This window comes from Sulfurovum sp. (genome assembly GCF_015493435.1).
In the GTDB taxonomy this organism is placed as follows: Bacteria; Campylobacterota; Campylobacteria; order Campylobacterales; family Sulfurovaceae; genus Sulfurovum.
The window spans coordinates 1-14,982 of the sequence record NZ_WGDD01000043.1 but is presented as its reverse complement, the minus strand read 5'-3'; the positions used below and the strand labels follow the sequence as shown (position 1 = coordinate 14,982).

General features: G+C 45.8%; 17 protein-coding genes. 7 read left to right on the top strand and 10 right to left on the bottom strand.

The window, feature by feature from the left end; genetic code table 11:
* The 5 genes from F8L24_RS07520 to F8L24_RS07500 all read right to left on the bottom strand — a co-directional run.
* Positions 1 to 2,196: M16 family metallopeptidase (locus F8L24_RS07520; RefSeq protein WP_294953970.1), on the bottom strand; the 2,196-nt coding region annotated here is incomplete at its 3' end.
* A 287-nt stretch (positions 2,197 to 2,483) separates the two neighbouring features.
* Positions 2,484 to 3,059, bottom strand: a complete 576-nt coding sequence (locus F8L24_RS07515; RefSeq protein ID WP_294953967.1) for a YcgJ family protein — start codon at positions 3,057 to 3,059, stop codon at positions 2,484 to 2,486.
* 99 nt (positions 3,060 to 3,158) lie between these two features.
* Complete coding sequence (locus F8L24_RS07510; protein WP_294953964.1) at positions 3,159 to 3,419, bottom strand: YcgJ family protein; 261 nt, start codon at positions 3,417 to 3,419, stop codon at positions 3,159 to 3,161.
* Between the two features lie 39 nt (positions 3,420 to 3,458).
* The gene (locus F8L24_RS07505) at positions 3,459 to 3,791 is read right to left on the bottom strand and encodes a hypothetical protein (protein ID WP_294953961.1); all 333 of its coding nucleotides are present in this window, start codon (positions 3,789 to 3,791) and stop codon (positions 3,459 to 3,461) included.
* Between the two features lie 8 nt (positions 3,792 to 3,799).
* Positions 3,800 to 4,015 (bottom strand): hypothetical protein, encoded by a 216-nt coding sequence (locus tag F8L24_RS07500; RefSeq protein ID WP_294953959.1) that lies wholly within the window; start codon positions 4,013 to 4,015, stop codon positions 3,800 to 3,802.
* A 327-nt stretch (positions 4,016 to 4,342) separates the two neighbouring features.
* On the opposite strand from F8L24_RS07500, the gene F8L24_RS07495 reads away from it, so the two are divergent.
* Positions 4,343 to 5,242, top strand: coding sequence for a helix-turn-helix transcriptional regulator (locus F8L24_RS07495; RefSeq protein WP_294953957.1), 900 nt, complete (start codon positions 4,343 to 4,345; stop codon positions 5,240 to 5,242).
* A gap of 21 nt (positions 5,243 to 5,263) precedes the next feature.
* Here the strand turns inward: F8L24_RS07495 and F8L24_RS07490 are convergent, their stop codons facing one another.
* The 3 genes from F8L24_RS07490 to F8L24_RS07480 all read right to left on the bottom strand — a co-directional run bounded on the left by F8L24_RS07490 (position 5,264) and on the right by F8L24_RS07480 (position 8,671).
* Positions 5,264 to 6,145, bottom strand: coding sequence for a murein L,D-transpeptidase family protein (locus F8L24_RS07490; protein ID WP_294953955.1), 882 nt, complete (start codon positions 6,143 to 6,145; stop codon positions 5,264 to 5,266).
* Positions 6,146 to 7,360 (bottom strand): L,D-transpeptidase family protein, encoded by a 1,215-nt coding sequence (locus tag F8L24_RS07485; RefSeq protein WP_294953953.1) that lies wholly within the window; start codon positions 7,358 to 7,360, stop codon positions 6,146 to 6,148.
* A 171-nt stretch (positions 7,361 to 7,531) separates the two neighbouring features.
* A complete protein-coding gene (locus F8L24_RS07480) occupies positions 7,532 to 8,671 on the bottom strand; it encodes an aminoacetone oxidase family FAD-binding enzyme (RefSeq protein ID WP_294953950.1) in 1,140 nt (379 codons plus the stop codon).
* A gap of 90 nt (positions 8,672 to 8,761) precedes the next feature.
* On the opposite strand from F8L24_RS07480, the gene F8L24_RS07475 reads away from it, so the two are divergent.
* From F8L24_RS07475 to F8L24_RS07465, 3 genes are all read left to right on the top strand, one after another.
* Positions 8,762 to 9,115: a hypothetical protein gene (locus F8L24_RS07475; protein WP_294953947.1), complete on the top strand. Its 354-nt coding sequence runs from the start codon at positions 8,762 to 8,764 to the stop codon at positions 9,113 to 9,115.
* Between the two features lie 123 nt (positions 9,116 to 9,238).
* Positions 9,239 to 9,919 carry a C40 family peptidase gene (locus tag F8L24_RS07470; RefSeq protein ID WP_294953944.1) on the top strand — a complete coding sequence of 227 codons (681 nt, stop codon included), beginning with the start codon at positions 9,239 to 9,241 and terminating at the stop codon, positions 9,917 to 9,919.
* Between the two features lie 32 nt (positions 9,920 to 9,951).
* On the top strand, positions 9,952 to 10,515 hold the full coding sequence (locus F8L24_RS07465; RefSeq protein WP_294953942.1) for a hypothetical protein: 564 nt from the start codon (positions 9,952 to 9,954) through the stop codon (positions 10,513 to 10,515).
* Here F8L24_RS07465 and eco read toward each other — a convergent pair.
* Both eco and ruvA read right to left on the bottom strand, forming a co-directional pair.
* A complete protein-coding gene (gene eco, locus F8L24_RS07460; RefSeq protein ID WP_294953939.1) occupies positions 10,512 to 10,994 on the bottom strand; it encodes a serine protease inhibitor ecotin in 483 nt (160 codons plus the stop codon). The genes F8L24_RS07465 and eco overlap by 4 nt on opposite strands.
* Positions 10,995 to 11,059: 65 nt before the next feature.
* The gene (gene ruvA, locus F8L24_RS07455; protein WP_294953935.1) at positions 11,060 to 11,617 is read right to left on the bottom strand and encodes a Holliday junction branch migration protein RuvA; all 558 of its coding nucleotides are present in this window, start codon (positions 11,615 to 11,617) and stop codon (positions 11,060 to 11,062) included.
* A gap of 187 nt (positions 11,618 to 11,804) precedes the next feature.
* On the opposite strand from ruvA, the gene F8L24_RS07450 reads away from it, so the two are divergent.
* From F8L24_RS07450 to cysS, 3 genes are all read left to right on the top strand, one after another.
* Entirely contained in the window at positions 11,805 to 12,203 is a 399-nt protein-coding gene (locus F8L24_RS07450) for a hypothetical protein (protein WP_294953932.1), read from the top strand.
* A gap of 75 nt (positions 12,204 to 12,278) precedes the next feature.
* Positions 12,279 to 13,691 (top strand): murein biosynthesis integral membrane protein MurJ, encoded by a 1,413-nt coding sequence (gene murJ, locus F8L24_RS07445; RefSeq protein ID WP_294953930.1) that lies wholly within the window; start codon positions 12,279 to 12,281, stop codon positions 13,689 to 13,691.
* A gap of 64 nt (positions 13,692 to 13,755) precedes the next feature.
* On the top strand, positions 13,756 to 14,982 hold a 1,227-nt coding region (gene cysS / locus F8L24_RS07440), incomplete at its 3' end, for a cysteine--tRNA ligase (RefSeq protein ID WP_294953927.1).

The window sequence follows — 14,982 nt, the reverse complement described above, 5'->3', positions numbered from 1 at the left end:
GGGGTAAGGTGTACCGTTGTAGGGTGTCTTTTTTGCACCGGCAGGCAGCGTACCGAGATAGTATGGCAGCAGCTTCTCTACGGTTTTGGGGTCGATATCGCCGACAATGGCGATGTGGAATCGGTTGAAACCCGAAAATGCTTTCTTGAAGTCCTGCAGCATCACGTTTGGGTCAAGTTTGGCGATGCTTTGCGCCGTGTCGAACTGTATGCGCGGGTTATTGTCGTAATAATACTCCTCAAAGGCTTTGTTAAAGCGGTAACCAGGATCTCGCTCTTTTGCGCTCAATGCTGCAAGCAGACTGTCACGCTGCTGTTTGGCGACAGCCGGATCTATCTTGGGCTCCATCAGCTGCCAGCGGATAAGCTTGAGCAGTGTCTCAAAATCTTCTGTTGAGCTGCTTGCGCTGATGCTCTCGTCAAAGCGGTCTATGGCAAATTCGTAGTGGAGCTGTTTGCCAGAAAGCAGCGTGGGAAACTCCCATGCCTTCACTTCTCCCGGAGCTGATGCAACGACCCAGCGGGCGGCCTTGTGCAGGTTGTCAAGCGCCTCTGGCGCAACAATGGAGTCCCCTCCAAGGGCGACAGCGGAGAAAAGCACCTGGTTCTTTGCAAAATCGGTCGGCTTGAAATCGACAGAAACATTGTTTTCCAACACGTAGTGGTAAATGCCGTGCGTTTTGTCAACATGTTTGGAGACAATGCTGCCGCACTGCTTTGGACGCGGCGGGAATGCAGCGGTGCCTTGGGTGTTTTTGTGTGTAGCGTTGGCCTCTTTGGTGGCGTTTTCAAGAATGGAAACCGCCTCTTTGTTGTCTATAGCCACCCGCTTCGAACCGGAGAAGAGAATGACCCTGTTGGGGTTGGAGACGATCGCTTTGAAGCGTTTGTTGACCTCGTCAGGCGTCACCGAGTCAAGAAACTGTTTGGAGAAACGGTAGTTGTACCCTTCATCGATGAATACGCCGCCGTTTTCCACTGCTTTTGCCAGCTGTTGGGCATGTATGACAGAGGGGATATCCATGTGCCGTTTATGGTTGTTTTCGTTGGCGGCATAGAGCTGTCGCTTCACTGCTTCGAAGGTTATTTTGTCAAACCCGTATGCGGCATAGCCGGAAATGATGCGCCCCACTTCACCCAGTGCCGCTTTGGCGTTACCCTGAGCATAGTCGGCAGAGAAGGCGATGCTGCGTCTCAGCGGTGTGATCCACTGCGTGCCCATTGAAAGCCCGAGCAGTTTCGTACCGGGAGTGAGCAAATGTCTGGGCACCTCCTGTTTGAACATCAGTTCCGCCATCATATCGAGCATGTCGCTTCTAAACTCACCGGGAGTGACGGTGCCGAATTCCCGTGAGAGGTAATTGATCTGTAAAGAGTTGTCCCCTATATCTTTGTCACTCACCGAGAGGGTGCGTGTTGTATTGTTGTCTGCAATCAGCCGTGTATAGGGCGGTGTGTGGTTAATGTTGATTAGGCCTGAAAACGCTTTTCTTATCTTTTGTTCTATCGCTTTGGGGTCAATGTCACCGACCACCACAAGCGTCATCAGTTCGGGACGGTACCACTTTTTATAAAACTCCACAGCCTTCAATACGGGAGCGTGCCTAAGCACCGATTCCTTGCCGATAGTCTCTCTTTTTTCATAACGGCTTCCATTGTAGAAGAGTGGTGAGAACTGCTTGTAGAGACGGAAACCCGGGGTGTTTCGCAGGCGTTTCTCTTCGAGCACCACTCCGCGCTCGTTCTCGAACTCTTTGGGATCAAAAGTCATGCCGTTCGCCCAGTCGTGCACGATCAGCAGTGCCTTGTCCACATTGTCGCCGGTAACGGGCACGCTCAGTTTGTAGAGGGTGTGCCCGAAAGTGGTTTCGGCATTGAGATCGCCGCCGAAATTCATACCGATGGATTCAAGGTAGCGTACCAGTTCGTTCTTTTTGAAGTGCTTCGTGCCGTTGAACGCCATATGTTCGATGAAGTGCGCAAGGCCGCGTTGGTCTTCGTTTTCTTCGAGCGATCCCGCTTTGACAAGCAGCCGTATCACTACGCGATCTTTGGGCTTTTCGTTGTGCATGATCATGTAGTGAAAGCCATTTGGAAGCATTCCTTCTACAAGACGCTTGTCGGTAGGCATCTCCCCTCCTATCAGCGCTGTAGCAAGAAAAAGTGAAACGATAATTAAGTATTTTTGTATGAGCAAATGTAATCCTTTTGGTAGTTTTTCATATAGTATCAATTCAGTTGAAGCCCAGGTCACAATGCTGCACATCCAGAAGAGTACTGCTTTCATTAAGGAAGATGCATTACTCCATGCTGGTGAGGTTGCCATCCTTGGGTATGTCGGCTCCGTAGAGTCCGCAGGCAAGCAGCGTCGACATACACAAAGTTGTCAGCAAAGGTTTCATCAATGTATCCTTCAGGAGAAATGGGGAACAAGGAAACGGCAGATGACGCCTCCTTGCGTTACGTCCAAAATGTGGACCAAGATCAGTGGAAAGACTTGTAGCGCTGAACAACACCATTTTTGATGATACACTCGCCTTTCTCATCCAAACGCGGCTCGTCCCACTTGAAGGTGACAGGCACATGAACCGTGCTGCCTTTGTAGTACCCTCTTCCTACAGAAGAGGCTCCATTTGGTATGCCCGGGAACTTGTCCATAAGATAGTTTTTACAATCTCTTGAGAAGTCCAGTGACGCTTTCTTTCCGCCACCGTGTGCTGCATGCGGCACGGTACCGAACAGCATCTTTGTCCAGTGTGCATCGGCATTGTCATCCCACTTGCTCTTTTTACAGATCTTTTTGTGTGTATTACAGCTGACACCGTTGGAGAATGTCCACTCGGTCAAATCCATATGGTCTTTTTCTACCAGCCTTTCAAACTTCTTTGCCGCTTTGTTGCCAAAATACTCTTTGGTCAGCCCGATGGAGATACCGTAAGAGTCGGTACAGAATTTCGCTTTTTTGTCACAGAGAACACCCTTCGATGGTGAGTAGACACTTCCGGCATAAGCCGCGCCAGAGAGTGCAACGATCGCTGCCATGATTACTGTTTTTTTCATTTTATTCCTTTTTTGTTTTTGTTCAAGTCCGCTGTCTTAAAGGCAGCCGGACACCATAAGAGTGCAACACCGCTCTGAAGGAGCGCTGGCATTCTTTGTTTATCTAAACAGTCTGTCGGTATAGTAACCGTTCACAGGCGCACCGGAATAGCGGTTCTGGTAACAGCGGTAGCGGCGCGAATTGCAGTAGATACCGTTGGAGAGCGTATAGGAGGTCGTATCCATATTGTACTGACTGATATTTCTGTTCAGACGCTTTGCCGCCTTTTTGCCAAGGTACTCCTGCGTATAGCCTATGGAGATACCGTAGGAGTCGGCACAGAATGCACCTTTGCGGTCACAGATAATACCACGCTGCAATAAATCCTGCTTTCATAAAGCGATCCCCTGCACTTTTACTTACTTCTTGCCGCTGTCACGGATAGCCTGGTCGCGCTGCGATTTTTCAATAGAGTGCATCAACTCTTTTTCTTCAGACTTGCACTCTTTGTAACCGTCATCCCATCCCTCTCGGTATTTATGGTTGCTGTCATAGCGGCTGACATTCTTCTTGAACTGATCGAACATCGATCCACCCGCTCTTTTTCCGCTGCTGCAGCCGTCACCGTATCCCTGTGAGTAGTTAGGTCCGTACCCCTGCGCTCTCATATTTTCTGCTGTACTCGCACATCCGGTAAACCCGATAGCCATCGCTACTGCCGCTGCCGCTGTAATTATTTTTCTTTTTTTCATGTTCTCTCCTATTTCATATTTTGAATATTTTTGATGTCCTGTGCCGAAAGCATTTTGGATGCGTCATTCATATCTTTTTGGGCTTCATTGTCCATTCTTTTGTCATAGCTGCTTCCACTGTTATATCCATATTGATTGTAACTCTCCTCGGCACAACCAGTCAACAATATTACAAATGTTCCTGCAGATACTGCTAATACTACAAACATACATACATTTTTCATCTCATTTCCATCCTTATTATCGTTTTGATAAAAAAGCATAACAAAAATTAGACAAAAAAAATATGAAAAAGTTCAAAAAAGGGTTAGATTTATCATCAACAAAAAAACCTTTTTTTTAAATGATAATTTTTTCTTTTTTATCTTCGCAAAAAGACAACTTGCCATTTTAGAAAAATAATACTCTTGAAAACGACCTTTCCCCATGCCTGCTTTTCAGTTAAACTGTTATCATGGTGAATTGCCAACCTTAAACAGTTTAGGAGACTTAGCTCTTTGCTAATTTATAAAGTGATATAATCATCGTAGAATAGAAGGGGAGATAATATATTGAATCCTATTGCCAAGTTACTGTATGCCTACCGGAAACATAATAAGTTGACACAAAAAGAACTGGGGGAGGCACTTTCTGTATATGACGAAGAATTCAAATCTGTCAATACCGTCACGCTCAGCCGCTGGGAGAACAGTACTACTTCTCCAGGCCTGCAAAAGAAGAAAAAACTGCTCTATTTTCTACTTGCCCATGATTGCCTGCAGTGTCAAGAGTGCCGTAGTACTATTAGAGAGTGTTACGAAAACCTTTATGATTCCCTCCAAAAAATTTTTACAGACAACTACCAGTATATCATCGGAAATTTACCCGAACAAAAAAGAGATGAGTACTATTTTCATGTACTTGGCAAAAACGATCCCTACAGGGAGTATGTTGAACATACAGTCGATATTGAAAAAGCGAGCAATGTACCGGGATACTATATTGTATCACCCAAAAAACTGGAGCAGTGGTGCCGCTACCCCTCGAGCTTTGCCCTAATCTGTGAGCGTAAAAAACAGCATTTGGGGCATTTTGTCATGCTGAAACTAAAAATAAATGTAGCTGAAGATATCGTCTATCACAGGCGGAGCGAACTGTCACTGGAGGAAGAAGACTTTTGTGCAATAAATACAAAAGGTACTTACTATGTCCATGCCCTCTACGGATGCAACCCCAAAATAGCCGCCCTGCTCAATGTAGAAGCCTATCTGCATCTTTTCGATTGCATGGAAACGGTTGACAATGTCATGATCTTCAGCAGCAGAACGGACGGAATGCTGTTGACCAAAGACTACGGTATTAAAGAGGTTGCCAGCGGCAAAGACGAAACCTACGGATTTGAGTGGCACGGTATGCTCTCTCCCGTAGAAGACATTCTCTTTTCCGATACTGTACTGAAACTTGTTTTCTAAGCTTGTCCCGGCCTATCTGTTCTATTCGTCCGTTTCCTGAATAACATAGCGTTTCTTCTTCACACCAATATGCGGAGGCAGATGTTCTGCTTCAAAGTAGTCGTAACCCTCCTTGAGATTCGCCCAAAAATCATACCAGCGATTGTGGGAATAGGCAGCCATATTTTCTTGTGTCATACGAAACGGATAAATATGTACCTGCACCTTTTTCTGGCCCTGTTTCAAAGCTTTTTCTACCAGTTTGTATATTTCTTCTATTTTCTCATCCGTCATGGCATAGCATCCGACGGATACACAATTGCCGTGTACCATGAGGTAGGAGCCGGTTCGCTTGTGCGCCCGGTCATAGGCATTGGGGTAACCAAGGTTGAATGAAAGATGAAATTTGCTGTGCGGATTGAGGCTGCTCCTGCTGACACTGTAAAAACCTTCCGGTGCCTGCCTGTCGCCCTCTTTGCGTTTCGGACCTAGTGTACCCGAGTAGGCACAGATCTTATATGTTTTTAGCAGGCGGTATTCTCCCTCTGCTTTGATCCACATCTCCAAAACAGCTTCCTGCTTGAAGATACGGATGAAGACAGGATTGCCCATTTTGGCAGGAACAAGAGAAAGCGCTTCTTCAAGCGGAACATTTTTATAGGTTTCTATGGGTATGAATTCTGCATTATTTGCTTCCTGTGCCATACGTAAAAATGCCTCGACTGTCATGGTGGTAGTATTCAGCTCCGGTATTTTCAGCAGTGGGGACAACTGTGTCCTATTGTATTGCGGGACTGCTTTCTGTACCTGCTTCACTGCCGGTACAGGAGGATAAAGATAGAAAAGAATGAAAGAGATGAGAAGCAGCAGGGTAACAAGAATATCGCCCAGTATCAGCCATGCCCTCGTCATCTTCTCATTCAATTAAAAATTCAGTTTTTGTTTGGCATCAAAACCGTAAATATCGGGGAAGAGCTTCAATATACCATCCTCATTCACATAGGCAGTCAGATAGGCCGTATGCACAGGAAGGGATTTGATGATCTTCATATAATGCGTCTTATAGCTGTTATACTTTTCCATGGCTTGTGCAAAAGTGTAATTCGTATAGTGTTCCGTCAAATATTTCAGCATCAGCTTCGGGTCCTGAAGTCTTACACATCCGTGGCTGTATGCACGTACTTTTCTTTTGAAAAGATATTTGGTCGGCGTGTCATGCATATAGACAGAATGATGGTTGGGGAAAATAAATTTGACACGTCCCAATGCATTTTTGTCTGACGGTACTTCAATGAACTTGAAGGGTACAGGGCCTTTCCCTCCCTTGTAAGCCCGCAGGTTGACTGAAGCCGGACTCAATGCCGGAGAATCAAGGTTGTAATCCCTGCGCATGACCAAACGGTGTTTCTTCAAATACCCGGGGTCTCTCAACAGTTTGGGAATCACTTCGTTCCTTGCAATACTGTCAGGTACATTCCAGGTAGGATTCAGAACAATATATTGCAGCTTTTCACTGAAAAGAGGTGTCTGGTGGTCTACTTTCCCCACAATAATACCCATGCCTATGGATGTTTTGTCATTTTCAATAATGCGTACTCTGAACTCAGGAATGTTCACCAGAGCATAGGTTTTGCCAAGATTCGGTTTCATCAGTTTGATACGTTCAATATTCAAACGTACTTTACGAAGTGTTTCAGGCGATGTACCCGGCGTCTGCTGCAAGGCTCTGTATTTGGCCAGCAGCAGTTTGAACTGCACATATTCAGGGACATAGGGTTTCAGTATTTGCTCAATGCTCTGCCCCGCTCTGAGTTTTCTCTGGATATCGGATGCACTTACTTTCTGCCAATATGCTCCAAAATCACCCAGTGTATTCTTGTCGATACAGCTGTTGGCAAGATTGTACGTATAGTCAGCCAGCAACTGGGTCATCAGCCTGGAATTCTGACTCTGTTTTACCTTCTCGTAAAGAGGTCTCTCGTTGCAGATCGATGCATATTTATCCGATGCAAGTATTTTCATGAACTGGTTCTTCTGCGAAGAGCTCCAGCCTTCTGCATCTCTTGGACCGACACAACCGCCCAGCAAGGCAGCAAGTGCCACCGCTAACAATATTTTTGTTTTCACCCCTATCTTCATCTTTGCCTCCTAGTATACGGGTACCTCTAATAATAGGTAATACCCACAACATCTCTAGCTTTCGTCTATGCGTCGTTACTCTTTTGAAATCCTAGCCGTAGCTAAGTCAAAAAAGAGTAACGACGCATAGACGAAAGATAGAGATGCCCAAAGGGTGGGAATTACCTATTGTTAGAGGTGCCCTAAAAATCGTGCACAGCTCACTGCGCTTGAAAATGCCCATTGAAAATTATAGCCTCCCAACCGGCCTGTTACATCCAGTACTTCCCCTGTAAAAAAAAGTCCCTCCGCTTTTTTGCTCATCATTGTCCGGCTGTCCACCTCTGAAGTATCAACTCCGCCCCTGGTCACTTCCGCCCGGGAATACCCAAACGTTCCAGCGGGGGCAAAACGGTAGTGATTCAACCCTTTTAAAACAAGCAACTCATTGTCTGTAATCTTACTTCCTGTTTTGTCTTGAAGCTTCAATTGTAGCAGAAATGCCTTAGTAACACGTTTGGGTAACGGCAGCAGAGAAGAAAGCTGTTTGGGACTTTTACAGACATTTTTCCAGGAAAAACCAGGCAGAAAATCAATCTCAATCTTTCCTCTTTCCCAGTAAAGCGAGGCATCCAGCACAGCCGGACCGCTGATACCTTTATGGGCAAAAAGCAGGGAACCTCTGCATCTTTGGCCATTTACTTTGATAACCACATCCGCAGAGGCACCGCTAAGCTCTTTAAAAAAGAACTGCTCCTTCTGTACCGTGAAACCTACCAGTGCAGGGGCAGTTCTGACAATGCTGTGTCCGAACTTTTCAGCAATCTCGTACCCAATGCCGCTGGCTCCCAGTCTGGGAAAACTGAGCCCTCCGGAAGCCACCACAACCGCATCGGCAGTCAACATTCGTTTGTCTGTCTTGACATAAAAATGTGTGTCTCTTTTACTGACAGACAAGACTGTTTCATTGTAGAGAAAATGCTGTTTCCTGCTTTCTTTTTGCAAAAGAGACAAGAGTTCACGGGAAGATTCTTTACAAAAATACTGGCTTCCTTTTCTTATGACCGGCTCAAGTCCGCGCCTTTTCAGCCACTGCAGCAAATCTTTCTCGTCAAATGCCTTGAGTGAAGGCTCGACAAATGACTTGTCGGCCACGAAAAAGTCCGCATCCATTAATGCATTGGTGATGTTGCACTTTCCACCGCCTGATACCAATATCTTCGCCCCCGGTGCAGCATTCTTCTCAACAACGGTTACGGATTTTCCCGGAAGCAGCGAAGCCAGCATCAGTGCACTGGCCCCGCCTCCTATAATAACGATCTGTTCATTCATGAACGTATTATAGCTACTACACACATAATGCACAAGAGTTCAATATACTTTGCATCAATACTTCAGCATACCAACACAGAGGATCCAATGATGAAAAAAACCGTTGCAGGCATATTGGTCGCAGGTGGAATTTTAACACTTTCCCCTGCAGCCGAAAAATACGATACCAGGGCATTCAGAATCGTGACAAAACTTTGTACACCATGTCACGGTACCCCTTTTTATATGGCAAAACAGCTCGATGGGGACGACTGGGCCTATTTCTTTGACAATGAAAAAAAGCTGATGGCTATTCATAAAAACAAACCCAAAGGAATAGCCAGCCTGAAAAACAAACTCTTCCAAAACCATAAAAAACGCTTAAAAAAATTCTTTATCAAAAGTTCAAAAGATTCCGGTGCCGTTCATGGCTGTGATGCGAACTTCTGCGGTACCCGCCATTAAGAGGGAGTTAAAGTTCATTTTGATATGATTAAATATTAAGGAATTTGTCCGGACAGCACATGATTGGCTTTTTAACCATCAAAGGCAGAAAAAATAACTGTTCCGGCCTAAAAGGGACAAGGGATGAAAAAAATACTGTCAGCTTCCATACTTCTCTTCAGTATATCCCATGCAAACCTTTTTACCGTTACCGACCGCAGCGGAAAGGTAGTAGAGGCCAAAATGCTGAAACATCGGGAAAATGACTGTCTCAACCAGAAAGAAACAGAATATTCACTGCAGGCTATCTACGACGAGTTGCACCGCGAAGAAAATCTCGCACGCAGAGCAGAAGCTGCAAGAGCAAGAGCCAAACGTATCGCCCGGGAAATGGTAGCAGCCAAAAAAGCGGGCAAGGCTTACCATATGTCAGCCGCTGACAGGCAAAAACTGCTAGAAGATGCCAAATATTTCAAAGGCGGGAAATATGTCTGGGGCGGTACGTCCCCAAAAGGATTTGACTGTTCAGGCTATGTGCAGTACCTGTACAGGAAACATCATATCAATCTTCCGCGCACGGCCTGGGCACAGTCGAAAAAAGGAGAACCGGTTGACATGGCCCATCTTCAAAAAGGAGACCTGCTCTTTTTTCTCACAGACAAAAAACGCGGTATACCCGTCACACACGTCGGTATTTATCTTGGGAACGGGAAGTTTATCCATGCAGCTTCACGAAAAAAAGGCATTATCATCTCTCCTATCGATCATGGTTACTATGCCCAAAAATTCGTCTCTGCCCGTCGTGTGGTCAACCCGCACGGATAATCTGAAACAAACGTTATGAGACGCATAAAAACATGACCACAGTCGATATCAGCGCTCTTGACAGGGAAAACCATGATTATGCCGTCCATCTTGCTGCCAAACAACAGATACTGAGCTACCAGAACTGTGTTTTCAGGCTTGCGGATATTCCCGGAAAAGACCCGTTCGAGGCAGTAGATTTCTGGCGTAATGCTTCACTCGCAGCAGAAGTACTGCTGAAAGCCTGCCTGCTCAGACACCGCATTCCTTTTTTCAAAAAAAGAGCCCATGCTGAGTATGGCGCCAAAGTAACATCCCATAACAATGTCTGGCTTGCCCAGACACTCGAATCGCTGCAGATAACCTATATAGCCCAGATCAATACAGGGACCATCAGTACAGCGATCCGAACTGCCGAAGAGACATTGTTTGCAACGGTTGCTTTCGATCCCGAAAAAGCAAAACTGATTTCAGAAATGATTTACATCATCATCCGGACAAGGCGTAACCGTAACAGCCATTTTTTCTTCCCCAACCAGGGGCACATTGAAATGGTAGAAGTCGAAATGCTCTATCTTCCTCTTTTGAACCTGCTCGAAGCACTCTGGAACAGCTAACGTTTTTGCGCCTGATGTATCTTCTCTTCCGCACTCCAGACACGGTAACGTACTTCAAACCCTTTGGGAACATAGATCACTCGTCCCAGGCGGCTGTTGTAACGCATGAGTTCCATTTTGGGAGGAAGATGCATTGAGATAAAGGCCTCTTTTTCAGGTTCTCTACAAGCCATCATCGTCGTTGGCCCGCTTTTGATATCACTCACTATGTAGTAACTGTATCCCCATCCTTTGAGAGGGAATTTCTCGATTTTCCCTGAAAAAGAGTGATGATTGCAATCCACCATCATCGTCTTTCCGATAAGTAGTTCCACTTTATGATCATAGTCGTTCTCTGTTCTGGGTACTTCAACGATGTAACGGATATATCCGTCTTCAGCTTGCGGGAACATACTGTATTTGTCTTTGGGTGTGTCTGCTGCATGAAGTGATATAACGATCAATCCCATTGCAAGGCCAAGTGTCATTTGTTTTACCATAAAAAACTCCTGTTTCTTTTAACCGATTATATCTTTTTATTGTATACCAATTGTGGCAATAGCATCTACAGTCTCTGCAGCTTCTTCAATCCCGCTTTTACCAGCGTACCTGTATCACCCGAACATCCCGAGAGTGCTTTGTGTATGGCATCTTTTTTAAACCCGAGACTTTCAAGTGCCATGACCGCTTCACCCAGTGCACCGTTGTCGCTGCTGCTTTCATTTCCGTCTACGATGAAGTCAGCCAGCTCTACCAAAATGCGGCTCGCTGCCTTGGGTCCTATGCCCGGTACCCTTTTCAGCATCCCCACATCTTTGGATGCCACAACCTTTGCAAATGTCTCCGGGGTAAAAGTGGAACAGATGGCAAGTCCTACTTTGGGCCCTACTCCGTTGATCTTTAACACAATATCAAACATTTTCTTTTCATTGGTATCCATAAAACCGAAAAGCAGATTGGCATCTTCGCGGATCACTTGAGTCACAAAGAGTCTGACGCTCTTCTCCTGTATGGCATTGGAAGTATTGATAGAAACCTGTACTTCATAAATAATGCCGTTCACATTGAGATGAATAAATGTAGGATCCCTACGCTCAACAATACCTTCCAAACCAACTATCATGCTCTGCTCCTTGTGTTATCCCGGATAATTGGTCCAAGTATAACAGGTATTTTCTGATGTCTGAAAAAATATGTCATATTGTCATATTTTATTTTTATCCCGGATTATGACACAGGTGCTTTTATTTCAGATAAAAAAACTGCTATAATCCCTCCAACAAAGCAAAAAAACAAATGGGCATCTTAATATGAAACTCTTGAAACCTCTTTTGATCACTACATCTATCCTGATTGTATCAGGATGCAGCAACTTCTTTCCCCAGCCGCAGACTTCTGGGAAAGATATGGTTTTTGTGAAAGGCAAATCTTATCTCATTCCGCATGGTGCACTTTTCAACACTACACCGATCAATGAAAAAGTCACCGTCAATGATTATCGCAAATACGGCCATTCCTATTGTAAAAAAGGGGATATTATCTGGGTCTCCCCAAAAACAAGCCAGGAACTCAAAGAAACATATAGAGTCGGGGGTGCCGATGCTTTCTCCTATGCTTATGGAGAAGCGATCAGAAGCAGAAAAATGGGATGTGCAAGACCTCTCAGCCAGAGTGAATATACTTATTACAAGGGACAAATGGGGCAGTAGCACCCCCTTCCAAAACCAAACAGTTACACTAAGCATATTGCCAAAAGATTTTTCAACCCAAAAACAAAGAGACTTATGAAACTACGATCGATCTTCACCAACAGTTTCGGTATATTGATCTCCCGTGTAACCGGTTTGGGACGTGATGTCCTGATGGCTTCTGCACTGGGTGCTTCTGTCTGGAGCGATATGTTCTTCGTAGCCTTCAAGCTGCCCAATCTTTTTCGCCGTATTTTCGCAGAAGGTGCTTTTACACAGGCCTTTATGCCTTCTTTTGTTGCTTCCAGACACAAGGGTGTGTTTGCCACAGCTATTCTGCTGCGTTTTTTGCTCTTTTTGATTGCTGTTTCACTCTGTATCACCTTCTTCCCCGAACCGATCACCAAACTGCTTGCCTGGGGATGGGACGGTAAACAGATAGCGCAGACAGCACCGATGACAGCCATCAACTTCTGGTATCTCGATCTCATTTTCATTGTCACTTTCTTTGCAACACTGCTGCAGTACAGGGAGCATTTCGCTACCACTGCCATGTCAACGGCACTGCTGAATATCTCTATGATCTCCGCACTCTGGTTTTATATGAAAGAAGATCCAAAAACCGTAGCCTATGCAGTGAGTTTCGCTGTACTTGTCGGAGGGGTACTCCAGGTCGCGGCACACCTGATTGCGCTGCACCGTTTCAAACTTGACGGCCTGCTCCTCGGAGGATGGAGACACAGAAATGACACAAAGAGAGACATCACTGAAGAGACCAGACATTTTCAGTCGCTTTTCCTGCCCGGCATACTGGGAAACTCCACACCCCAGATCTCAGCTTTTGTCGATACAATACTGGCAACTTTTCTGATGACAGGTTCCGTTTCATTCCTCTTTTATGCCAACCGCGTCTTTCAGCTCCCGCTTGCCATCATTGCCATCGCTACGGCAACGGTACTTTTTCCGGCTGTTTCCAAAGCACTCAAGAACGGAGATGAAACAAAAGCCTATGAGAACCTCAACCAGGCATTCTGGCTTCTTGCCTTTCTTCTCGGTGCAGCGATGCTTGGAGGAATGCTGCTTGCAGAACCCATTGTATGGCTGCTTTTTGAAAGAGGGAAATTCACCCAGGCAGAGACACTGCACACCGTAACTGTACTGCAAATGTACATGATAGGCCTGCTTCCTTTCGGCCTGGCAAAACTTTTTTCACTCTTTCTCTATGCTTCCCACAGACACAGAAAAGCAGCAAAGATAGCCGTCTATTCGCTGATCGCCTCAGTGACTTCTTCTCTGATACTCATGCATCCGCTCGGCGCAGCCGGTCTGGCACTGGCTGGGAGTATCGGGGGATGGGTACTGTTCGTCTTCACGGTAAAAGAAGTTGGAACACAAAGGTTTCTCAGCATTGTCAGATCAAGAAGATCATTCTATTTTATTGCAGTGATGATCCCGTTGGCTTTGCTATTCTATTTTCTGAACGGGTGGCTTGTAGGGCTGATACGATAGTCAACGATCTGTAGGCTGATTTTAGCTATAATCTCCATATTTTATATAAAAGAGTAAAGAAACCATGCAGATCTACGACAGTGTACAGAAAACCAAAGTTCCTTTCAACCCCATCCGCGAAGGTGAGGTCAGTATCTATGTCTGCGGACCGACCGTATATGACGATGCCCATCTCGGCCATGCAAGATCTTCCCTCGCTTTTGATCTGCTTTCACGTACCCTGAAGGCGCTTGGCTATACGGTAACTTTATGCAAGAACTTTACCGATATTGATGACAAGATCATCCAAAAAGTCGAAGAAACCGGCAAATCCATGCAGGAGATCACTGCTTTTTACATAGAACGCTATCTCGAAGAAATGGCGGCACTTGGTGTACAGCGTGCCCAGATCGAACCCAAGGCTACAGAATCACTCGGTGCCATTCGGCAGATGATCCAGACCCTTATCGATAAAAACTGTGCCTATAGCGTCTCCAGCGGTGATGTATACTTCGATACCTCCAAAGACAGTCATTACGGAGAGATCTCCCATAAAGTCACCGATGAGGACACACAAAGCCGTGTCGGGCACAACAGTGAAAAACGGAATCCAAAGGATTTTGCACTCTGGAAAGCCTGCAAGGGAGAAGAAGACATCTGTTTTGATGCCCCGTTCTCCAGCGGACGGCCAGGCTGGCATATCGAATGTTCCGCAATGATCGAGAAATATTTTCACAGTAACGGCCAATACAGCCTTGACATCCACGGCGGCGGTGCCGACCTGCTCTTCCCCCACCATGAAAATGAAGCAGCACAGAGCCGCTGTGCCACGGGCCATGAACTGGCCAAATACTGGATGCACAACGGTTTTGTACAGATGGACGGGGAGAAAATGAGCAAAAGTCTCGGCAACTCTTTTTTCCTTAAAGACGCTCTTGAAGTCTACGACGGCGAAGTACTGCACTATTACCTGAATTCCGTACACTACCGCAACGACTTCAACTTCAACGAAGAGGACCTGCTGACTTCCAAAAAGAGACTCGACAAGCTCTATAGGCTCAAAAAAAGAGTGTTGCCGGGCAAAGCGTCTGCCGTCAGAAAAACCTTCAGACAAACGCTGCTTGATGCCATGAGCGACGACCTGAACATTTCCGTCGCACTCTCTGTCATCGACGAAATGATTGCCGAGACCAATGAAAAACTCGATGCCAATCCCAAAGATAAACCCCTCAAAAAAGAAACCATAGCCAACATCGAATTCATCGATACGCTGCTCGGCTTTGGAGGCAAAGAGCCTTTCTCCTACTTCCAG